Origin of the sequence: Chromobacterium aquaticum (assembly GCF_021129195.1) — a bacterium.
GTDB lineage: Bacteria > Pseudomonadota > Gammaproteobacteria > Burkholderiales > Chromobacteriaceae > Chromobacterium > Chromobacterium aquaticum.
Genome location: NZ_JAJOHW010000269.1, coordinates 1 through 2,561, shown reverse-complemented (window position 1 = coordinate 2,561; position 2,561 = coordinate 1). Strand labels below are relative to the sequence as shown.

At 72.3% G+C, this 2,561-nt stretch carries 2 protein-coding genes; both read left to right on the top strand.

Annotation, left to right across the window (positions count from 1 at the left end; genetic code table 11):
* Positions 1-1,061: beta-ketoacyl reductase (locus LQT98_RS23705; protein WP_231465711.1), on the top strand; the 1,061-nt coding region annotated here is incomplete at its 5' end.
* On the top strand, positions 1,058-2,561 hold a 1,504-nt coding region (locus LQT98_RS23700; protein ID WP_231465709.1), incomplete at its 3' end, for a type I polyketide synthase. The genes LQT98_RS23705 and LQT98_RS23700, both read left to right, overlap by 4 nt.

Below are 2,561 nucleotides of genomic sequence, written 5' to 3'. Positions count from 1 at the left end.
AGGCGGCGCTGGCCGCGCTGCGCCGCGACGGCGTGGAGGTGAAGGTGTGGCAGGCCGACGTGGCGGCGGAAGCGGACGTCGACGCGCTGCTGGCCGAGATCGACGCGACCATGCCGCCGCTGCGCGGCGTCTGCCATCTGGCGGGCGTGGTGGAGGACTGCCTGGTCGGCGACGTCACGCCGGCGTCGCTGGCCGCCACCCTGGCCGGCAAGGCCCGCGGCGCCTGGCTGCTGCATGAGCGCACCCTGGCTTACCCGCTGGAACACTTCGTGCTGTTTTCCTCCGCCGCCGCCGCCTTCGGCGCGCCGGGGCAATCGACCTACGCGATGGCCAACGCCTACCTAGACGCGCTGGCCGCGCGCCGCCGCGCGCAAGGGCTGCCCGCGCTGTCCATCGCCTGGGGGCCGTGGCAGGACGTGGGCATGCTGGCCCGCTCCAGCGCCAACGCCAAGCGGCGGCTCGCGCAGCTGGGCATCGGCCAGATCGAGGCCGAATGCGGCCGCGCCACTTTCGAGATCGCGCTGGGAGCGGACCTGCCGGCCCACCTCGTGCTGCTGCCCATCGACTGGGGGCGCTTGATCGAGCAATGGCCGCCGCATGTGCCGGCCAGCCGCTTCGCCGGCATCGCCACCGCCCAGCCGGGCGCGGGTTCCACCTCCTCGGTCAGCGAGCTGCTGGCGCTGCCGGCGGAGGAAAGACGACATCGTCTGTTCCAACTGTTGGCCGAGGACGCCGCGCTGGTGACCGGCACGCCGCTGGCCTCGCTGGACCCCGAGCGCTCGCTGTTCGACTACGACCTGGACTCCTTGCTGATCACCGATCTGCGCGTGCTGCTGGAAAAGCGTTTCGGCCGCGCGATACCGACCACGGTGATTTTCTCGAATCCGACCATAGCCGCCTTGGCGGACCATCTGGCGCGGACGGTGTTCGGCATGGCCGAGGCGGAGGCGACGCCCGCCGCCGAGCCCGACGCGCCGGCGGACGCCGCGATGTCGCAGGAGGAGATCGTGGAAATGCTGTCCGCGAAACTGAAGGAACTGAATAGAAAGGACGCGCGATGAGCCAGATCGACACGACCGCGCTGATGCGGAACGCGCTGCGCGAGATCGAACGCCTGCAGCGTGAACTGGACGGCGCCGAACAGCGCCGGCACGCGCCCATCGCCGTGGTCGGCATGGGCTGCCGTTTCGCCGGCGTCGACTCGCCGGAGGCGCTGTGGCAGCGGCTGCTCGACGGCGCGGACGGCGTGAGCGAAGTGCCGGCCGAGCGTTGGGACGTCGAGCGCTACTTCGACGCCGACCCGGACGCCAGCGGCCGCATCTACTGCCGCACCGGCAGCTTTTTGGACGACATCGCCTCCTTCGACGCCGGCTTCTTCGGCATTTCGGCGCGCGAGGCGGCGATGCTGGATCCGCAGCAGCGCATGCTGCTCGAGGTGGCTTGGGAGGCGGTGGAGCGTGCCGGCATGACGGCGGCGGAACTGAAAGGCTCGGCCACCGGGGTGTTCGCCGGCGTCATGCATCAGGACTACGCGCACCGTTTCCGCCGGGCGGAGGAGGTCGACCTCTACACCGCCTCGGGCAACGCGCCCAGCGTGCTGGCGGGCCGCGTGTCGCACGCGCTCGGTCTGCACGGGCCGACGCTGACGATAGACACCGCGTGCTCGTCGTCGCTGGTCGCCGTGCACCTGGCTTGCAACGCGCTGCGCGCCGGCGAGTGCGACATCGCCATCGTCGGCGGCGTCAATGTGGTGCTGTCGCCGTTGTCCACCGCCGCCGAATGCCGGGCGCACATGCTGTCGCCCAGCGGCCGCTGCCGCTCCTTCGACGACGGCGCGGACGGCTTCGTGCGCGGCGAGGGCTGCGGCGTGGTGGTGCTGCAGCGGCTCGCCGACGCCGAGGCCGCCGGGCGCACCATAGACGCGCTGATCGCCGGCTCGGCCGTCAATCACGACGGTCGCAGCGCGGGCCTGACGGTGCCTAACGAGCACGCGCAGCGCGAGCTGGTGCGGGCGGCCTTGCGCGCCGCGCGCATCGACGCGTCGCAGGTGAATTATATCGAGGCGCACGGCACCGGCACCGCGCTGGGCGATCCGATAGAGGCGGCGGCGCTGGCCTCCGTGTTCGCCGGCCGCGGCCGCGAGGAGCGCGTGCTGCTGGGCTCGATCAAGAGCAATTTCGGCCATCTGGAAGGCGCGGCGGGGATTGCCGGGCTGATCAAGGCGGCGCTGACGGTGCGCCATGGCGTGGTGCCCGCCACCCTGCATGTGCGCACGCCCAACCGCGGTATCGACTGGGACACGCTGCCGCTGCGCCTCGCGCTCGGCGCGGAACGCATAGACGCCGGCGGCGCGCCCTGCGTCGCCGGGGTCAGCTCCTTCGGCTTCAGCGGCACCAATGCGCACGCGGTGCTGCTCGCGCCGCCGCGCGCGGCCGCCGGCGAAACGGCGGCCGGCGCGGACGAAGGCGTGCAATTGCTGGTCGTTTCCGCGAAATCCGACGCCTCGCTGCGCGGCAACGCGGCGCGGCTGGCCGCCCATCTGGCCGGGCTCGACGCCGCGG